The organism is Clostridium sp. MB05, assembly GCF_046581255.1.
GTDB lineage: Bacteria > Bacillota > Clostridia > Clostridiales > Clostridiaceae > Clostridium.
The window spans coordinates 2,451,717-2,468,075 of sequence record NZ_CP174370.1 but is presented as its reverse complement, the minus strand read 5'-3'; the positions used below and the strand labels follow the sequence as shown (position 1 = coordinate 2,468,075).

At 28.4% G+C, this 16,359-nt stretch carries 11 protein-coding genes and 1 tRNA gene; all 12 read left to right on the top strand.

The window, feature by feature from the left end; all coding sequences use genetic code 11:
• The first annotated feature begins 27 nt into the window (after positions 1–27).
• The gene (locus ACH36K_RS11460; protein WP_411167761.1) at positions 28–945 is read left to right on the top strand and encodes a hypothetical protein; all 918 of its coding nucleotides are present in this window, start codon (positions 28–30) and stop codon (positions 943–945) included.
• 205 nt (positions 946–1,150) lie between these two features.
• Positions 1,151–1,220: transfer RNA gene (locus ACH36K_RS11455), tRNA-Ser, on the top strand.
• Positions 1,221–1,250: 30 nt separating this feature from the next.
• Complete coding sequence (locus ACH36K_RS11450) at positions 1,251–2,012, top strand: hypothetical protein (RefSeq protein WP_411167760.1); 762 nt, start codon at positions 1,251–1,253, stop codon at positions 2,010–2,012.
• Positions 2,013–2,273: 261 nt separating this feature from the next.
• The gene (locus ACH36K_RS11445) at positions 2,274–3,623 is read left to right on the top strand and encodes a hypothetical protein (RefSeq protein WP_411167759.1); all 1,350 of its coding nucleotides are present in this window, start codon (positions 2,274–2,276) and stop codon (positions 3,621–3,623) included.
• 93 nt (positions 3,624–3,716) lie between these two features.
• Entirely contained in the window at positions 3,717–4,613 is an 897-nt protein-coding gene (locus ACH36K_RS11440; RefSeq protein ID WP_411167758.1) for a hypothetical protein, read from the top strand.
• Positions 4,614–5,035: 422 nt separating this feature from the next.
• A complete protein-coding gene (locus ACH36K_RS11435; RefSeq protein ID WP_411167757.1) occupies positions 5,036–6,904 on the top strand; it encodes an N-6 DNA methylase in 1,869 nt (622 codons plus the stop codon).
• Between the two features lie 81 nt (positions 6,905–6,985).
• On the top strand, positions 6,986–9,322 hold the full coding sequence (locus tag ACH36K_RS11430; RefSeq protein ID WP_411167756.1) for a type I restriction-modification system subunit M: 2,337 nt from the start codon (positions 6,986–6,988) through the stop codon (positions 9,320–9,322).
• Positions 9,323–9,337: 15 nt separating this feature from the next.
• Positions 9,338–10,597, top strand: a complete 1,260-nt coding sequence (locus tag ACH36K_RS11425) for a restriction endonuclease subunit S (RefSeq protein ID WP_411167755.1) — start codon at positions 9,338–9,340, stop codon at positions 10,595–10,597.
• Between the two features lie 74 nt (positions 10,598–10,671).
• The gene (locus tag ACH36K_RS11420) at positions 10,672–13,944 is read left to right on the top strand and encodes a type I restriction endonuclease subunit R (RefSeq protein ID WP_411167754.1); all 3,273 of its coding nucleotides are present in this window, start codon (positions 10,672–10,674) and stop codon (positions 13,942–13,944) included.
• A 22-nt stretch (positions 13,945–13,966) separates the two neighbouring features.
• Complete coding sequence (locus tag ACH36K_RS11415) at positions 13,967–14,650, top strand: M48 family metallopeptidase (RefSeq protein ID WP_411167753.1); 684 nt, start codon at positions 13,967–13,969, stop codon at positions 14,648–14,650.
• A gap of 202 nt (positions 14,651–14,852) precedes the next feature.
• The gene (locus tag ACH36K_RS11410; protein WP_411167752.1) at positions 14,853–15,332 is read left to right on the top strand and encodes a hypothetical protein; all 480 of its coding nucleotides are present in this window, start codon (positions 14,853–14,855) and stop codon (positions 15,330–15,332) included.
• 462 nt (positions 15,333–15,794) lie between these two features.
• Positions 15,795–16,346: a hypothetical protein gene (locus ACH36K_RS11405; RefSeq protein WP_411167751.1), complete on the top strand. Its 552-nt coding sequence runs from the start codon at positions 15,795–15,797 to the stop codon at positions 16,344–16,346.
• Positions 16,347–16,359: the final 13 nt, after the last annotated feature.

Sequence of the window (16,359 nt, the reverse complement as noted above, 5' to 3'; positions counted from 1 at the left end):
ATAATATGCTGTAGGAGTATTAAGAAAATGTATCTATATAAAATTAATGAACAAGAATTAAAAGAAGTTAAAGAAAAAGGATTTAATAAAGAAGTAGAATTACATAAACTATGTGAGAATAATTTAGAAAATATATTTGGATTGAAATTTATACAAAGAGAATTTTCTGTAAATGAATTTAGGCTTGATACATTAGCTTTTGATGAGATTACAAAATCTTTTGTAATTATTGAATATAAGAATACAACCAATTTTAGTGTAGTTGATCAAGGATATGCATATCTTGCTACTATGTTAAATAATAAAGCAGACTTTATTTTAGAATATAATGAGAAAATGAATGATGTTCTAAAAAGAGATGAAGTGGATTGGTCTCAATCAAGAGTTATCTTTATATCACCTAGTTTTACTCAATATCAAAAACAATCATTAAACTTTAAGGATTTGCCATTTGAGTTATGGGAAGCTAGAAAATTTGATGATGATATAATATATTTTAATCCAATTAAAGTTTCCCAAGGAGTTGCTTCAATAAAGACAATAGCGACTTCAAGCGAAGAGGTTAATACGGTAAATAGAGAAGTAAAGATTACAACAGAAGAGGATCATTTAGAAAGAGGAAATGAAGATATTGTTGAAATCTATGAAATATTTAAAGATTATATAATGAGTTTAGATAGCTCAATAATAATAAAAAGTAGAGGTGGATTTATAGGATTTGATTTACATAATAAAAATCTTGTAGGCATCCTAATTAATAAGACCTCTGCAAAGGTTTGGATTAATTCCAAATGGGGAGGTTTGAATGACTATAAAAATATTTTTAGAGATGTGTCTAAGATAGGACATTGGGGAAATGGTGATTATGAAATTACTATTAATGATAAGAAAGAATTGGAATATATATGTTTTATTATAAGAGAGGCTTATAATAAAAGATTTTAGATAAAGAAATTATTTTATGGATTTTAAAGTACAAACTTTTTTATTACGATTGGGGGAAAAGTATCACAAGTAACGGAGCGCTGTTTGATAAATTAATAGTCTTTATAGGAATAGATTTAAAAGTATGACTAAGTATATAATACTCATTCATGGAAAGAAGAAGTTTATATATTATAATATAAATGATATAATTGTGTTATACTATGGGGCGATGGTGTAATGGTAAAAACACACTGTAGAACAGAATAATAGTTAGGTTCGATTCCTAACCGCCAAAGGCTATAATTTTAAATAGATTGTAGTTTTTGGCGATTAGGAAACCTAAAGAGGTAGATATGTATCATAATCATTGTGACAATTTGAGGTACCTAAAAAAAGGCATAGATGTATTGAAGTCAGATTTAAATCAAAGTATATCTCAAGAAGATGAAATTAAAATAAATATATATAACAAACTTTTATCAGCTGTAGTTACGAGCTGGGCTGAAGTTAGGATTCTGAAACTTGTGAATGAACCAAATGGATTTACTGAACTTGAAAAAAGTTTTATTGAAAATAGAAAGTTAAGTTTAGAGCAAAAATGGAAAAAGTCATTAAGAATAGCAATATGTAAAGCATACAATATTAATTATCTAACACCTAATAATAAATTAATTAAAGATAATATTATTGAATCAAACCTTAGTGAGGATATGAAAATTAAATTTAAAGAGCTTAAAGATATAATAGATAAAGATTTAGTTCCATCAATAAACATAAGAAATAAAATAGCGCATGGTCAATGGAAATATCCAATATCTAATGACTTCAAAAATGTCAATATTGAATTAGAAAATGAATTTTATAATGAAAATATAATTATATTTTCATATAGAATTAATGTATTTGAAAAATTATCTCAAATTATTCATGATTTATGTGTATCAAAGCCAACATTTGAACGAGATTTTGATAGGTTATTTGCAAATATAAGATCTGAAAGAGGTCGTGATCATACAAAAGCATATGAAAAGCATTGTAGACAAAAAATTGAGAAATATAAGAAAAGAAAATCGATTAATAATTGAGAAAAATAATATTTATAGATTAAAGTAGTTAACCGTATCATTTACTTATGATACGGTTTTTATAAATACTGAAATAATAGTATATATTATATTGAGATAACTATAGCAGTATCCTGTTTATGAAATGGTGGCAAATTAGCTAAATACGATATAGTAACTATAGCAATTTAATTAAAGAAGAAATGGAGTAAAGTTGTTTTATAGAATTGGATGTATATGTTAAAATGAATATATAACATATTGTATTATTTTGGAGGAAAAATGATTACGTTGGATGATGTAAAAAAAGAGATTGCAAATTCATTAGCTCAAGAAAAAGCATATGGATTACCAGGTTTGTGTAAAAAATATGGTTTAGATGACGGTGATGAGAATGAAGCATTTGCAAGCAAAAGAGCTTATGTAACTAAGAGATTAGTAGGAAAAGATAAGAATTTTATTTTAGATTTAGGTAAAAAAGTTATGAGTGAATATCCTACATCTGAATTAGCTAGAGTTTTAGATAAGTTTTTTCCAAGTGGTGGATTTGCAATAAGTAGCATAACGAGAAATAAGCTATTAGTTAGAATAAATGAATTTGGAAAGCTTGAGGGAAAATTAGATATAGTTGATTTTCTAATTAGAGTGTTTGATATTAGAAATATACCTTCTAAAGAAGATTTTTTCGAGACCTTTGAATATGATGTGATTAGGCATATGAGGAATAATGACGATTGGGATTATCTACATTTATTAAAAGAAGAATTGGATTTAATCTATAAATCAGATAATGAATTTATATATTTTTTAGAGCAAATTGTACATCCATTCATTAGAGAGAAATCAAAGCAAATAGAGTATGTGAATATGATAAATCATTATATTGAAAAGGATGGATATAAATTGCTAAGTGATGATATTATATCTGATGAAGTGATTTATAAAGTAAAAGCCATAGAAAATAATGGTGTAAATGGACAAGTTAAAAATCTTATTTTTGCATCAGATGGACCTAAACCAGAAATTATAATATTAGATTCTTTAAATAATGATATAAGTATAGTAAAGAATGAGGAGCATTGTTTAGTTTATTGTAATAAGATAGGTAAAGAAGGATTAACCTGGGGAGAATTGGTTGAGTGGTGGAAAAATCTTAATACTATTAAAGAAGAAGGTATAGATATTGAGCAAAGATTATATAAAAGATTAGAGAAAACTTTAGAGGATGGTCCTGAAAAGAGATTTTTCTATTTATATTACAAAACATATAAAAAAAAGTTTGAAAAGAAATTACCGGTTTTAATTCCACAGGTATATTTACATTATGACCCGCTTACAATTAAACAATTAGGTGGTACTAAGAGATTAACTCATCAGAGGATGGATTTTTTAATGTTATTTTCTGATAGAGATAGGGTAGTTATAGAGATTGATGGAAAGCAGCATTATTCAAATGGGGATTCATCATCACCTAGGAAATACTCAGAAATGGTAGCAGCAGATAGAGAATTAACACTTAGTGGATATAAAGTTTTTAGATTTGGTGGGTATGAGTTTATTAAACAAAATAGTGATGATTTAGTAATAAAATTTTTTGATAAATTATTATCATATTATGGATTTGATATATAGCGTCAGAAGTTACTTACGCTATATTATTGTATCTTAGTAACATAAAGTTATTATTGTTAGACATTAGTTTTATTTTAATTAGGGGGATATGAGATGGCAAAGATAAAAATGGAATGGAGTCTAGGAGAAATAGACGAGAAAATTAAACCTATACATGTAGAAAATATGGAGAAAGATGTATATGAAAGCAAATACAAAGGGACTTTAACCTGTATTCATGGTTGTGATGCTAGAATTAAATTTACAGAGAGAAAAAATAAGATTACGTTTTATAGTACATGGAATGGCGAAGGGGCCAAGCATAACGAGTATTGTGAGTTTCATGTAAAATATAAGGGAAAAGCAGGAAGAAAAAAATTAGTAGCAGAAGAGAAAAATAGAGAAATATCAGATGAGCAGATTGAAAGAGCTATAGATAGGAAAATAAAAAATCTTAAGCAGACATATAATGGTGAGAATGGCGGGGAGAAAAATCAAGGAACATATTTGATAGAAAATTTGGGAGAAAAAAATGTTGCTATTTCAGTAGATAGTAATGAAATTAGTAAAAAATCTGAAAGAGGGGCATACGTAACTAGCATTGAAGCTAGTTTGATTAATCAAACTTATCTAGATAGAAGAAAATGTGTGTTTGGAGTTATTAAGTCTATAGAATATAGATATTCAGATAATAATGAATTGTATGGATATGCAAATCTAGTTAATGACAAATATCAAATATCGGCTTATTTGCCTCCATCATTCTATCGTGATAATTATATTGATGAAATAAACTTTAAAAATGCTTTAGATATATTAAAAGAAGAAATAAACAATAAACATAAGTTTGCTATGGTAGTGTGTTTTGGAAGAATAGGAAATAAGAAAGACAGCAAAAAAGATTATAATATAAATATTATTAAACCAATGCATATAAAAATAAATGAAATGACATTAGAAGAAATATTGAGGAAAAAATCTATAAAAGAAATAAAGTATAATGTAATATAATTTTTATAAAGTGATTTAAGGGAGCTAAGTTAAGAATATAAGGGATAATATAAAAATAAGAGATAAATTTAGCTACAAGCTAGTTTAACTAAATTCAATATTCACAACACGCTGAGACAGTTGTTAGGCTGATTAAGAAATAGCTTGGTATCAAAGTTTTAGCGGGGCTTTAGTAAGTATTAAAGTTTGTTTTAAATTCCCTAAGACTAGGTCTTGGGGAATTTTTCTGTTTAGGAGGTCTAATAAATACATGGAAATTAATAAAACAACTAAATATTAAAAGTTAGTAATTAAATTATCAAAATAAAGTGTTGACATTCATTATTTCAAATATTATACTTAAAACATAGATAAACGAATATATAACCCAAATAAGAAAAGTTAGTAATTAAATTATTAAAAAGTAGTAAAGGAGAATGAAGATGAAAGGTTACAAGAAGGTTATCAATGAAATATTAGAAATTCAAAGAGGAGCATCACAAATTAGTTATTTAGATTCAAATACAGCTATGCTATTATTACTTGGATATTATTCAAATAAGAATCCCAAAAAAGTAAATTTGGATTTGATATTAAATAGTGTCGATATCAAAAAGGCTGTTAAAGATGCATTAAATATTATAGGTGAAGAAGTAGAAGAAATAAGAGAAGCTATATCTTATCTAAATAATTTAAAATTATCAGGTGAGGAGCTTGCTAGAATAATAGTAGCTTTAAAGAGTGGTTTGCTAAATGAAAATCAATATAAAGATGCTTTTGAGTATGTGTTAGAAAGTTTATATGAATTATCAGGTAAAAGTGGGGGAGAAGGAACAACACCAAACGCTATAAATAGATTAGCTGTTGAAATAGTTGAACCTAAGGATGGAGAGCTTTATGATGGGACATTTGGAATTGGGGGAGGTGCTGTTGAAGCTTATAACTATGCATCCCAGTACGGAAATGAACTTAAAATTTATGGGCAAGAATTAAACTTAAAAACATACTCAATAGCTTGCATTAGAATGTTTATAAATGGAATTAAGTCTGCTGATGTTAGAATTGGTGATGTATTAGTAAATCCAATATTTAAAGAAAGCGAAAATACACTAAAGAAATTTGATTCAATTATAATGGACCCACCATTTAGCATGCAATGGAAGGATAAAGAAAATGAAATATTAAATGATAAGTATGCTAGATTTATATATGGAACTCCAGGAGTAGCAAGTGCTGATTGGTTATTTATATCTACAGCATTAAAGTCATTAAAAGCAAATGGAAAAGCAATAATAATAACGACATTAGGATCATTATTTAGAGCAGGTTCAGAAGAAATGTTAAGAAATAAAGTCATTGGATTTGATTATATTGAAGCTGTAATAGAGTTAGCTGGTGGATTATTCACTGGTACAGGGATACCTTGCGCAATGATAGTTTTTAATATGAATAAATCAGAAGAAATGAAGAATAAGATACAATTCATAAATGCTGATGATATATATGAGAATGTTAGAAGAGGAAAGAATATCTTAAACGAAGATAATATCAATACCATTTTAGATATCTATAGAAATAAAAAGGTAGTTGAAGATATAAGCACAATAGTAGACTTAAAAGAAATAGTAAATGGAAATCTTTCTCCAAGTAAATATGTTGTTAAAACTGAATTTGAATCTACAGATTATGGTAAGGTTAAGATATATTTAGATAAATTAAATGCAACAAAAACTTTAGATGATATAGGTAGTTTTTATAGAGGTATAAATGTTACAAGTAAGAATGTTAAGGATCCTAATGGAAGTTATAAAATAATTAATCTTGCAGATATTAAAAATGGAGAATTAGATGTTGATTCTATACCAAACTATTCAATAGAGAATAATGCTAGAGTAGAAGCTTATAAAGTTGAATTTGGGGATATAATTATTTCAAATAAAGGAGTAACTAAAATTTGTATTATTCCAGAACATGATGGTAATATATTAATATCACAAAACTTTATTGGAATAAGATTAAAATCTAATTATAATCCCCAATATATAAAGGAGTTCTTAGAAAGCCCAATAGGCGAATATTTAATTGAATCTAGAAAGACTGGAACTGCTGTTGCTATGATAAATCCTAAGGATTTAAAGGAAGTTCCTCTAGTAGATATGGATTTAGAGAAGCAAAACGAAATTATAAATCAATATAGTAAGGCAGAAAGAAACTTAAAGAGAGAATTAGAAGAGCTGCAAGCCAAAATAGATAATCTTAAGTTTGATTTATATGAGAAAATGAATATAAAGGAAGTTTTTGAAGTAATGTAAATAAGCAAGAGAAGCCTTACTTAATTATAAGAAGTTAAGTAAGGCCAATTAATAAAGTGATAAGTTGATGGAGGAATTAAAATGGCAAATAAATTATCATTAAATAAATTAGAAAGCCTTTTATTTAAAGCGGCAGATGTACTTAGAGGAAAAATGGAGGCTAATGAATATAAAGAATATATTTTTGGAATGCTCTTTCTTAAAAGATTATCTGATCAGTTTCAGGAAAAGCAGAACATTTTAAGAAAAGAATACGAAGCAAAGGGATGGGATGAAGAAAAAATACAAAGACAAATAGAAAATCCAGCAAGATATTCTGACTCTTTCTTCGTACCAAGGGAAGCAAGATGGAGTTATATAGAAGATGGGAAAAATAAAGGTATAGCTCATACTAAGAAAAATGTAGCAGACGAATTAAATTCAGCGTTAGCAGCTATAGAAGAAGCAAATATAGAAAAACTTGAAGGAGTTTTAAAAGGGATAGACTTTACTAAAAAAGTTGGTAAAACAGCTATGAAGGATTCTACCCTAGTGGAATTTATTAATATATTTAATAAGATACCTATGAAAAATGAAGATTTTGAATCGCCTGACATGCTAGGAGCAGCTTATGAATATTTAATAAAATATTTTGCAAGCTCAGCAGGTAAAAAAGGTGGGGAGTTTTATACTCCAGCGGAAATAGTTTATTGCTTAGTTCAAATCATAAAACCCAAAGAAGGACATTATGTATATGATCCAACATGTGGTTCAGGTGGTATGCTTATTCAAAGTAAAAACTATATAGAAGAAAATGGTGGAGATTCAAGAGATTTATTTTTATACGGACAAGAGCTTGCAGGTTCAACTTGGTCTATGTGTAAAATGAACATGATACTTCACGATATTGTAAAGTTTGATATAGCAAATGAGGATACTTTATCACACCCACAATTTTTTGACGAGAATGGAGAACTTAGAAAATTTGATAGAGTTATAGCAAATCCTCCATTTTCTCAAAACTATTCTAAGAACGAAATCGAGCATAAAGAAAGATTTGAATTTGGATTTACACCAGAAGGTGGAAAGAAAGCTGATCTTATGTTCCTTCAACATATGGTAGCATCTCTTAAAGAAGATGGCAAAATGGCATGTATACTACCACATGGAGTGTTATTTAGAAGTGGTGAAGAGGCAAGTATAAGAGAAGGATTAATTACAAAAGATGATAGATGTTTAATTGAAGCTGTAATAGGATTACCTTCAGGGCTATTTTACGGCACAGGAATACCAGCTTGTATAATAGTCATAAATATGGAAGGGGCAAAGGATAGAAAGGAAATATTATTTATAAATGCAGATAAGGAGTACAAAGAAGGCGCAAATCAAAATATCTTAAGACCACAGGATATTCAAAAAATTGTACACACTTATGAAAGCAAAAAAGAAATAGAGCAGTACTCTAGAAACGTTACAATAGAAGAAATAAAAAAGGAAGAATTCAATCTTAACATCAGAAGATACGTAGATAATTCTGATGAAGAAGAAAATAATAACGTAGCAGCACATATTTTTGGAGGAATACCAAAAATAGAAGTAAAGAAAAATCAAGAAGTATGTCAAAATCAAGGGTTAGATATAAATCTTATGTTTAAAGATAAAAATGAAAAGTGCTTAGAATTCATTGATGAAATAAAAGAAAAAGAAAATATAAAAGAATTCATTGAAAAAAATGAAGGTGTAATAGAAAAAAGAACATTAATAAATGAACAAATTACTTTATGGTGGGAAACTGCTAAAAATAATATAGTGGAACTAAACAACATAAAAGAGGTTGCGAAGGTTAAAAAGAGATTAATGAAATCCTTCAGTGAGACTTTTATAGATTATAAGGTTCTAAATGAAAATCAGTTAGAAGGTATATTTGTATCTTTTTATGATGAAGTAAAAGAAGATTTAAAAGCAAAAGCTACTACAGGATGGATATCAACATTATTAACTTTAGGGGAAATAATTGAACTTAAATTAAATAACTTAAGAGAAAAAGTTGAAAACGATGAAGTATCAGGTCTTAAAATAGCTAGATATGATAAAATATACGATATTATAAAGAGTGAAAGAGAAGGTATACTAGATAGATTATTAGATGAAGAAACGTTAAAAGAAAGTGAATATAACGTATTGAATATTTTAATAAGCGGGGTAATAGAGAATACAGAAGAAAGGGAAGTAGAAGAAATTGTACTTAATAGATTTCATGGAAGAATAAAGGAGATAATGAACAGCTTCATTAGCGATGAGGTACAAAAAATAATAAAACTTCTAGAAAGCCTATGGGATAATTACAGAGTATCACTTAATTCTATACTTAAAGAGCGTGAAGAAATAAGAAATGAACTAAATGATTTCCTAAAAGAACTAGGATATGATCGAGTATAGAAAAGAGGTAAAGAAATGAAGAGAGTAAAGTTTGATGAATGTTTCGATAAAATGTTTGATTTCAGAGGAAAAACGCCCAAAAAAATTGATATGGATTGGGGCGGAGGCGATATTCCAGCATTATCGGCCAATAATGTAAAAATGGGGAAAATTGACTTTAGCCAACCGACTTATTATGGTTCAGAGAAATTATATAATAAATGGATGAATAAAGGGAATTTAAAAAAGGGCGATGTACTTATGACAATGGAAGCTCCATTAGGGAATACGGTGCTAATACCAGATAATAAAAAATATATATTGAGCCAAAGAGTTGTTGCATTTAGAACAACTAAAGATGTGTATAATAAATATTTTATGTATTATATAATGAGTCCAATGTTCAGAAAAGAGTTAGATAAATATTCTACTGGAACAACAGCTACTGGTATCAGCCAAAAGAACTTATTTGAAATTTATATTAATATACCAGAATATAAGCAACAACAAAAAATAGCTAAAGTCTTAGCAACCTTAGATCAAAATATAGAAAAAACAACTTTTACCATTGAAAAATACAAGAAAGTAAAAAAAGGATTAATGGATGATTTACTTACGGGAAAAATAAGAATTAAAGATGGAAAATGGATAAAGGAAACAGAATTTAAATGGATAGAAGGTATAGGAGAGGTACCTAAGGAGTGGGATAATGGAAATATTACAACTTTGGTAGAAGTCAACCCTAAAAAAAATATAAAAAAGTTGCTAAAAGAAGATATAGTTTCATTTATTGCAATGGAGGATACATCTGAAGAGGCAAAAGTAACTAATATGACAGATAAGAAACTGTATGAAGTTGAAAAGGGGTATACTAATTTTCATGAGAATGATATTTTGTTTGCGAAAATAACCCCGTGTTTAGAAAATGGAAAAGGTGGTCTTGCAGTAGGATTAACAAATGGAGTGGGATTTGGAAGCACTGAATTTCATGTTTTAAGATCTAAAAACAAAAAGTCTATAATGTTTGTGTATCAATATAGCAAGTATAATAAATTAAGAATAAAAGCTGCTGGGTTGATGGTTGGATCAGCAGGACAGCAAAGAATAGGAAAAGATTTTTTTGAAAGTTATAAAATTGGAATACCTAATTATGATGAGCAAAAATCTATAGGTGAAATTTTATACAAACAAGATCAACTTATAGAAAAAGAAGAGCAATACCTACAAAAGCTACAAAAGTTAAAAAGTGGATTAATGGAAGATTTACTTACTGGGAAGAAAAGAGTTAAAATATAATTAATAGATAAGAGTATGAGGTAATAGCTAATTAAAAAACTGTTACCTCATACATATTAAATATGGGGGATTTTATGAGTGAATATTTATATGTAGAAAAACCTTTCTTAGATCAACTAGAGAATTTAGAGTGGACAATCATAAACTATGGTCCAAAGGGAATACCTATGGATCCTAGTATAAGTTTAAGAGAGAATTTTGATGAAATAATTATAAAAAAAGAGTTTAAAGAACATGTTAAGAGAATCAATAAAACTAAAGATGGGATAGAATGGATTACTGATGAGCAATTAGATGAGATATATAATATTTTAACTAAAGATAATTATGAAAGTTTACTTGAAGCTAATAAAGTTATTGCAGAGCTTTTAGTTGAAACTCCACCTAGGCTTGATAAAAATGAGGTTACAGGACAGGAGAATCCTTTTGTTAATTTAATAGATTTTGAAAATCCAGACAACAATCACTTTCTTGCAATTAATCAATTTAGAATTAATACACCAGGAGGAGCTAAGAAATTTATAATTCCGGATATTGTACTTTTTGTAAATGGTATACCTATAGTTGTTGTAGAGTGTAAGATTCCTACTGAGATAGATAGTGATGCCATGGAAGAAGGAATAAGGCAGTTGTTAAGGTATCAAAATAGAAGAATTAATACAGAGGGGAAAGAGGATAACGAAGGGAAAAGGCAGTTGTTTTACACTAATCAGTTTGTTATTTCTACTTATGGAGATGATGCTAGAGTAGGTACTATATCTTCAGATTATGATCATTTTCTTCAGTGGAAGAGTATTTATCCAAAGAAGTATGAGGATTTTGTAGCGCCTTTAGGTAGAGTTCGTTCTCAAGAAATTTTAGTTCAGGGTATGCTTAATAAGGAGAATTTATTAAAAATAATTAAGCATTTTACTATATTTAAGCCTATAAATAAGAAGCTTGATATAAAAGTGGTTTGTAGATATCAACAATTTAGAGCAGTTCAAAATATCATAGATAGACTTTTAACAGGCGATACTTATCTTCAAAGAAGTGGAGTTGTCTTCCATACTCAGGGGTCTGGTAAATCTTTAACTATGGTGTTTTTAGTTCGTCAAATGAGGTTTATGAATGAGCTAAAGGATTATAAGATATTAATGATTAATGACAGAACAGACTTGGAGGACCAATTAGGTGAAACGGCAAAGCTAACAGGAGAGAAAGTTAACTTTATAGAAAAATCAAAGGAGCTAAAGGAAAAATTAAGTGATGATAGCTCTGATTTAACTCTTGTTATGATGCATAAGTTTGGAGATAAGAAAAAACAAACTAAGCTAGCACAAAGTTTAATAGATGCTGGAGTAGTGGAAGAGGATTTATTACCAGAGATTGAAGAGTTGGGGGTTATAAATTCATCTAATAGAATTCTTATCTTAATAGACGAATCTCACAGAACTCAAAATAACATATTTGGACTTGCAGGAAACTTAATTAAGGCATTTCCCAATGCCACAAAGGTAGCATTTACAGGAACTCCCCTTATAACAGAGAGACATAAGAGAAAGACCATAGATATCTTTGGAAGTTTTATTGATGAATATAATGCAAAGGATTCTGTTAAGGATGGAGCTACTTTAAGAATTATATATGTGCCAAGAAAAAATAAACTCTCAATTATAAAGGAAGATGAATTTCAAGAAGAGTTTGATGATATATTTAAGAATAAAACTGAAAAGGAAATTAATGAGATTAATAAAAGGTATGGAAACTATAAAGACTTTCTGGAAAGTGATGCTCATATTAATGAGGTAGCAAGGGATATAGTAAATCATTATACCAGTGAAATATTAATAAATGGGTTTAAGGCTCAGGTAGTTTGTGTATCTAAAATAGCAACGGTTAAATATAAAAAGCGTATTGATAGTGCTATTGAAGAAAAAATAGTAGAGCTTGAGCAAGAATATGTACCCAATGAAGAACTTATAAAACGATTAAAGTTTTTAAAGACAGCTATAGCAATATCTGATGATACTAATGATTCAGCAGATATGGTAAGACTTTCAAAGGAATCTAAGAAAAATAATTCTATTGAAAACTTTAAAAAATCTTATGATTATAATGATGCAAATACAGGGATAGGAATTTTAATAGTATGCGATAGGCTTTTGACAGGGTTTGATGCTCCAATAGAACAAGTAATGTATTTAGATAAAATAATGAGTGAACATAACTTATTCCAAGCAATAACAAGGGTTAATAGAACAAATGCTAATAAGGAAGTTGGATATATAGTAGATTATGTTGGCATTTTAAAACGAATAAGAGATGCTATAGATATATATACAGGAGACAATAAAGATGATGGTAGTGAAATTACTGTAATTGAAGATATTAACTCAGAGATGCCAATACTAAGAGATAGGTATAATAGGCTTATTAATGTGTTCAAGGATAGAGGTATAAAGGAAATAGAGGATTATATTACTCATAAGATAACTGATCCTAAAGCTCAATATGATGTATTATATAAATGTGTTGATATATGTGAGGATATAAAGATAAGAGCAGAGTTTGAAGTTTATTATAAGAGATATTTAAGTAGTTTAGATATTTTAATGAATCAAGGAATAGATGTAAAGTACACTATGGCCATGAGAGTTTTTGGACATATACAAGCTAGAGTTAGACACATGTATAAAGATGATAGTATAAATCTAATGGGAGTTGGAGATAAAGTAAAAGAGCTTATAAATAGACATGTAGAAAGTCAGGGGATAAGCAACTCTATACCTCCAATGGAGTTATTTGATGATGGGTTTATAGAAAAGCTAGATGAAAATCATAAAGAAAATATCAAGGCAAAAGCTAGTGAAATGGAACATGCAATGAGGAAGGAAATATCTATAAAGAGTAGTAGTGATCCCGCCTTATATGAAAGCTTTTTAGAAAAGTTAAAAGAAATTCTAAAAAGACACTCAGAAGATGTTGAAGCAAGATTTAAAGAAATGAAGGGCCTTTACAATGAAATGGCAAAGGGTAGAACGGGAAGAAATGATAATAATGGATTAGATCCTGAAAAAGAAGCGCCCTTCTATGATTTGCTCATTAATAAGATATTTAAGAATGTAGACATTGTAGATAATGAAGAAATCCTTAAAAGAATAGTAATTGAAATATTTAAGCTTATAATCTTAGAAATAAATAGAACAAACTTCTGGGGAAGTGATGCAGAAATTGCAAGATTAAAGGGTGGAATAGGAAATATATTATTAGATTCTAATATTATGGAATTAGAAGACAATGAAGAACTTATAGCCACAGAACTTCTTAACCTTGCAAAAGTAAGAAAAGATAAGCTTAAAAACTAATAAGTTTGAAAGTGGTTAAGTTATGAATAATTACAAGGACATAGAATATGAGCTAATAAGAAGAAAAAGAAAAATACCAAGCCTTATAGTTGAAGCGGGTGGAGCGGTAAAATTAATAGTACCTGAAAGTTTTACGATAGAAGATGTTGAAAAAATTTTAGAAAATAAACTTTACTGGATATATACTAAAAGATCAGAGTTTGAAGATTTAAATAACTCAAAAGTAAATAGACAGTTTAGGAGTGGTCAAGGCTTTCTATACCTTGGCTCATCCTATAGACTTGAAGTTACTGAGAATACTGATAAGGACTTAAAGCTTTATAGGGGACGATTCTATCTAAAAAAGACTAAAATAAGTGAAGGTAGAGAATTATTTAAGGTCTTCTATAAAGAAAAGGGCATGAAAAAAGTAGAACAAATAGTTGAGAAGTATAGAAAGCAAATGGGAGTTAAAACGAAAAATATAAGAATCATGGAGTTGCAGAACAGGTGGGGTTCATGTAGTGATGAAGGAAATCTTAATTTTCACTGGAAGAGCTTAATGGCTCCTTTAAGTATAATTGAGTATATTGTTGTCCACGAGCTTGCTCATCTTATAAGTAAGAATCATAATGAAGAATTTTGGAATACCATTGATAAGGTAATGCCTGATTATGAAAAGAGAAAAAAGTGGCTTAGGGACAATGGGGCTAGCTTGGATATTTAGTAAGGAGATTACACACAAAGCAAAACAGTGATAATAGATACTATAGATGTTTAAGTTGAATAAGTGCAGAAAAAACTTATAGTTTTTTCTTTAGAAGTGTTTCATTAACTATTTTATTAAAGATCTTCAAGTAAAAAGAAGATATAACACAATAAAGTTATGGGAAATAGATAGGAAAATTGGAGGCATTTGTGGATATTGCATGCCATCTGATCCAAGATTTATTCCCTTTCCTGAAGATGAAGAAAGGAAGCTTTTTCGTTCTCTGCAATATGTAAGATCTGAGATAGACATTTGTGATATAAGAATAAATTCTAGGCATGTAGTTCATTATAGTGGAATGCATTTAGAATCAGTATTAAGATTATTTCTTTCTAAAACTAAAATGTGTGGAAATTTACGATTTTTTAACTCAACATTAGGTAAAGCAGCTCATGAAGTAAATAAAATGAATGTATTCGATAAATCATTTATAGAAGTATTATTTAAATTTATAACTTTATATAACAAAGCAAAGCATGAAGTGAATATGATAAATAATAGGGCTCGTTTATTTTCAGTAGCAGATGCAATAATATGTTATTTTGCTGCAAGAATAATTGGTCAAGTAATACTAATTAAATTACAATATCCATTATCATTAAATACATATGATATAAATAATGATATCTATCATAATTAGTTAGATTTATTAAATCAAAAATATAACTTATAATTTTTAATTTTCGCAAGTTATAAATACATTTAGATTTTAAAATCGATTACCTATTTAATAATCTATTTATAATCTAACATTAAATATTACTAATTCTTAGATTTTCTACAATTTATATACTTAAACCTGTCTTTTCAGATATAGTTAGATTACCTGAAATATAGAGAAAGTTTTTATCTATTTGAATTGCCTTTATTTTATCAGTACTATTAAAAAACTATGTTTAACACACCTTTTATAGAATTTTGTAAATGTGGTTTTTAAAAGAGTATTTATTAATTATAACTAAAATTTAAAATATCTGGATTTTAGAGAAAGAGGAATTAATTGAGAAATAATTCCTCTTTTTCTTATTTAAAGCATCAAAATATGATAGAATTCTATAAAATGTGATAAAATGGAATTGTTATTTTATATAGGAGGGGGAGGATGAATATAAAAGGATTAATTTTAAAAAGTAAGAGATTAATTATTTGCTTTTCAGTAGCTTTTGTATTAGGAATTTTTGTTGGAACAAGTAATATGCCAAAAGAAGAATACAATAATTTACTTATAAAAAATGAGCAAATAGGAGAACAGATTGTAGAGCTTGATAAGACGATTGGAGATAATAAATCAGAAGAAAAAAAGCTTCAGGCTCAGAAAGAAGAGAAAGATAAGTTAGCAAAGGAAGAGACAGAGAGAAAGGCTAAAGAGGCCAAAGAGAGAAAAGAGAAGGAAGAAGCTGAAAGAAAGGCTCAAGAAGAGGCTAAGAGAATTGCTCAGCAGGAGCAAAATAACAATAATACTGTTGCCAATGGTGGTGGTGGAAATAATGTAGTATCAGAAACACCTATTGGGCAGATGGTTTGGTTACCAGCAACCGGTAAAAAATATCATTCAATAAGTAATTGTGGGAATATGAATCCTGCAAAAGCTAGGCAAGCTACCCTTGAAAGTGCCATATCTAAAGGTTATAGTGCTTGTTCAAAATGCTATTAAAAGGAGGAATTTG

Bases quoted from the DNA above. Each gene is read 5' to 3' on its own strand.
- ACH36K_RS11420 (WP_411167754.1), top strand. From the start codon at position 10,672: ATGAGTGAATATTTATATGTAGAAAAACCTTTCTTAGATCAACTAGAG.
- ACH36K_RS11425 (WP_411167755.1), top strand. From the start codon at position 9,338: ATGAAGAGAGTAAAGTTTGATGAATGTTTCGATAAAATGTTTGATTTC.
- ACH36K_RS11440 (WP_411167758.1), top strand. From the start codon at position 3,717: ATGGCAAAGATAAAAATGGAATGGAGTCTAGGAGAAATAGACGAGAAA.
- ACH36K_RS11410 (WP_411167752.1), top strand. From the start codon at position 14,853: ATGCCATCTGATCCAAGATTTATTCCCTTTCCTGAAGATGAAGAAAGG.
- ACH36K_RS11430 (WP_411167756.1), top strand. From the start codon at position 6,986: ATGGCAAATAAATTATCATTAAATAAATTAGAAAGCCTTTTATTTAAA.
- ACH36K_RS11415 (WP_411167753.1), top strand. From the start codon at position 13,967: ATGAATAATTACAAGGACATAGAATATGAGCTAATAAGAAGAAAAAGA.
- ACH36K_RS11405 (WP_411167751.1), top strand. From the start codon at position 15,795: ATGAATATAAAAGGATTAATTTTAAAAAGTAAGAGATTAATTATTTGC.
- ACH36K_RS11435 (WP_411167757.1), top strand. From the start codon at position 5,036: ATGAAAGGTTACAAGAAGGTTATCAATGAAATATTAGAAATTCAAAGA.
- ACH36K_RS11460 (WP_411167761.1), top strand. From the start codon at position 28: ATGTATCTATATAAAATTAATGAACAAGAATTAAAAGAAGTTAAAGAA.
- ACH36K_RS11445 (WP_411167759.1), top strand. From the start codon at position 2,274: ATGATTACGTTGGATGATGTAAAAAAAGAGATTGCAAATTCATTAGCT.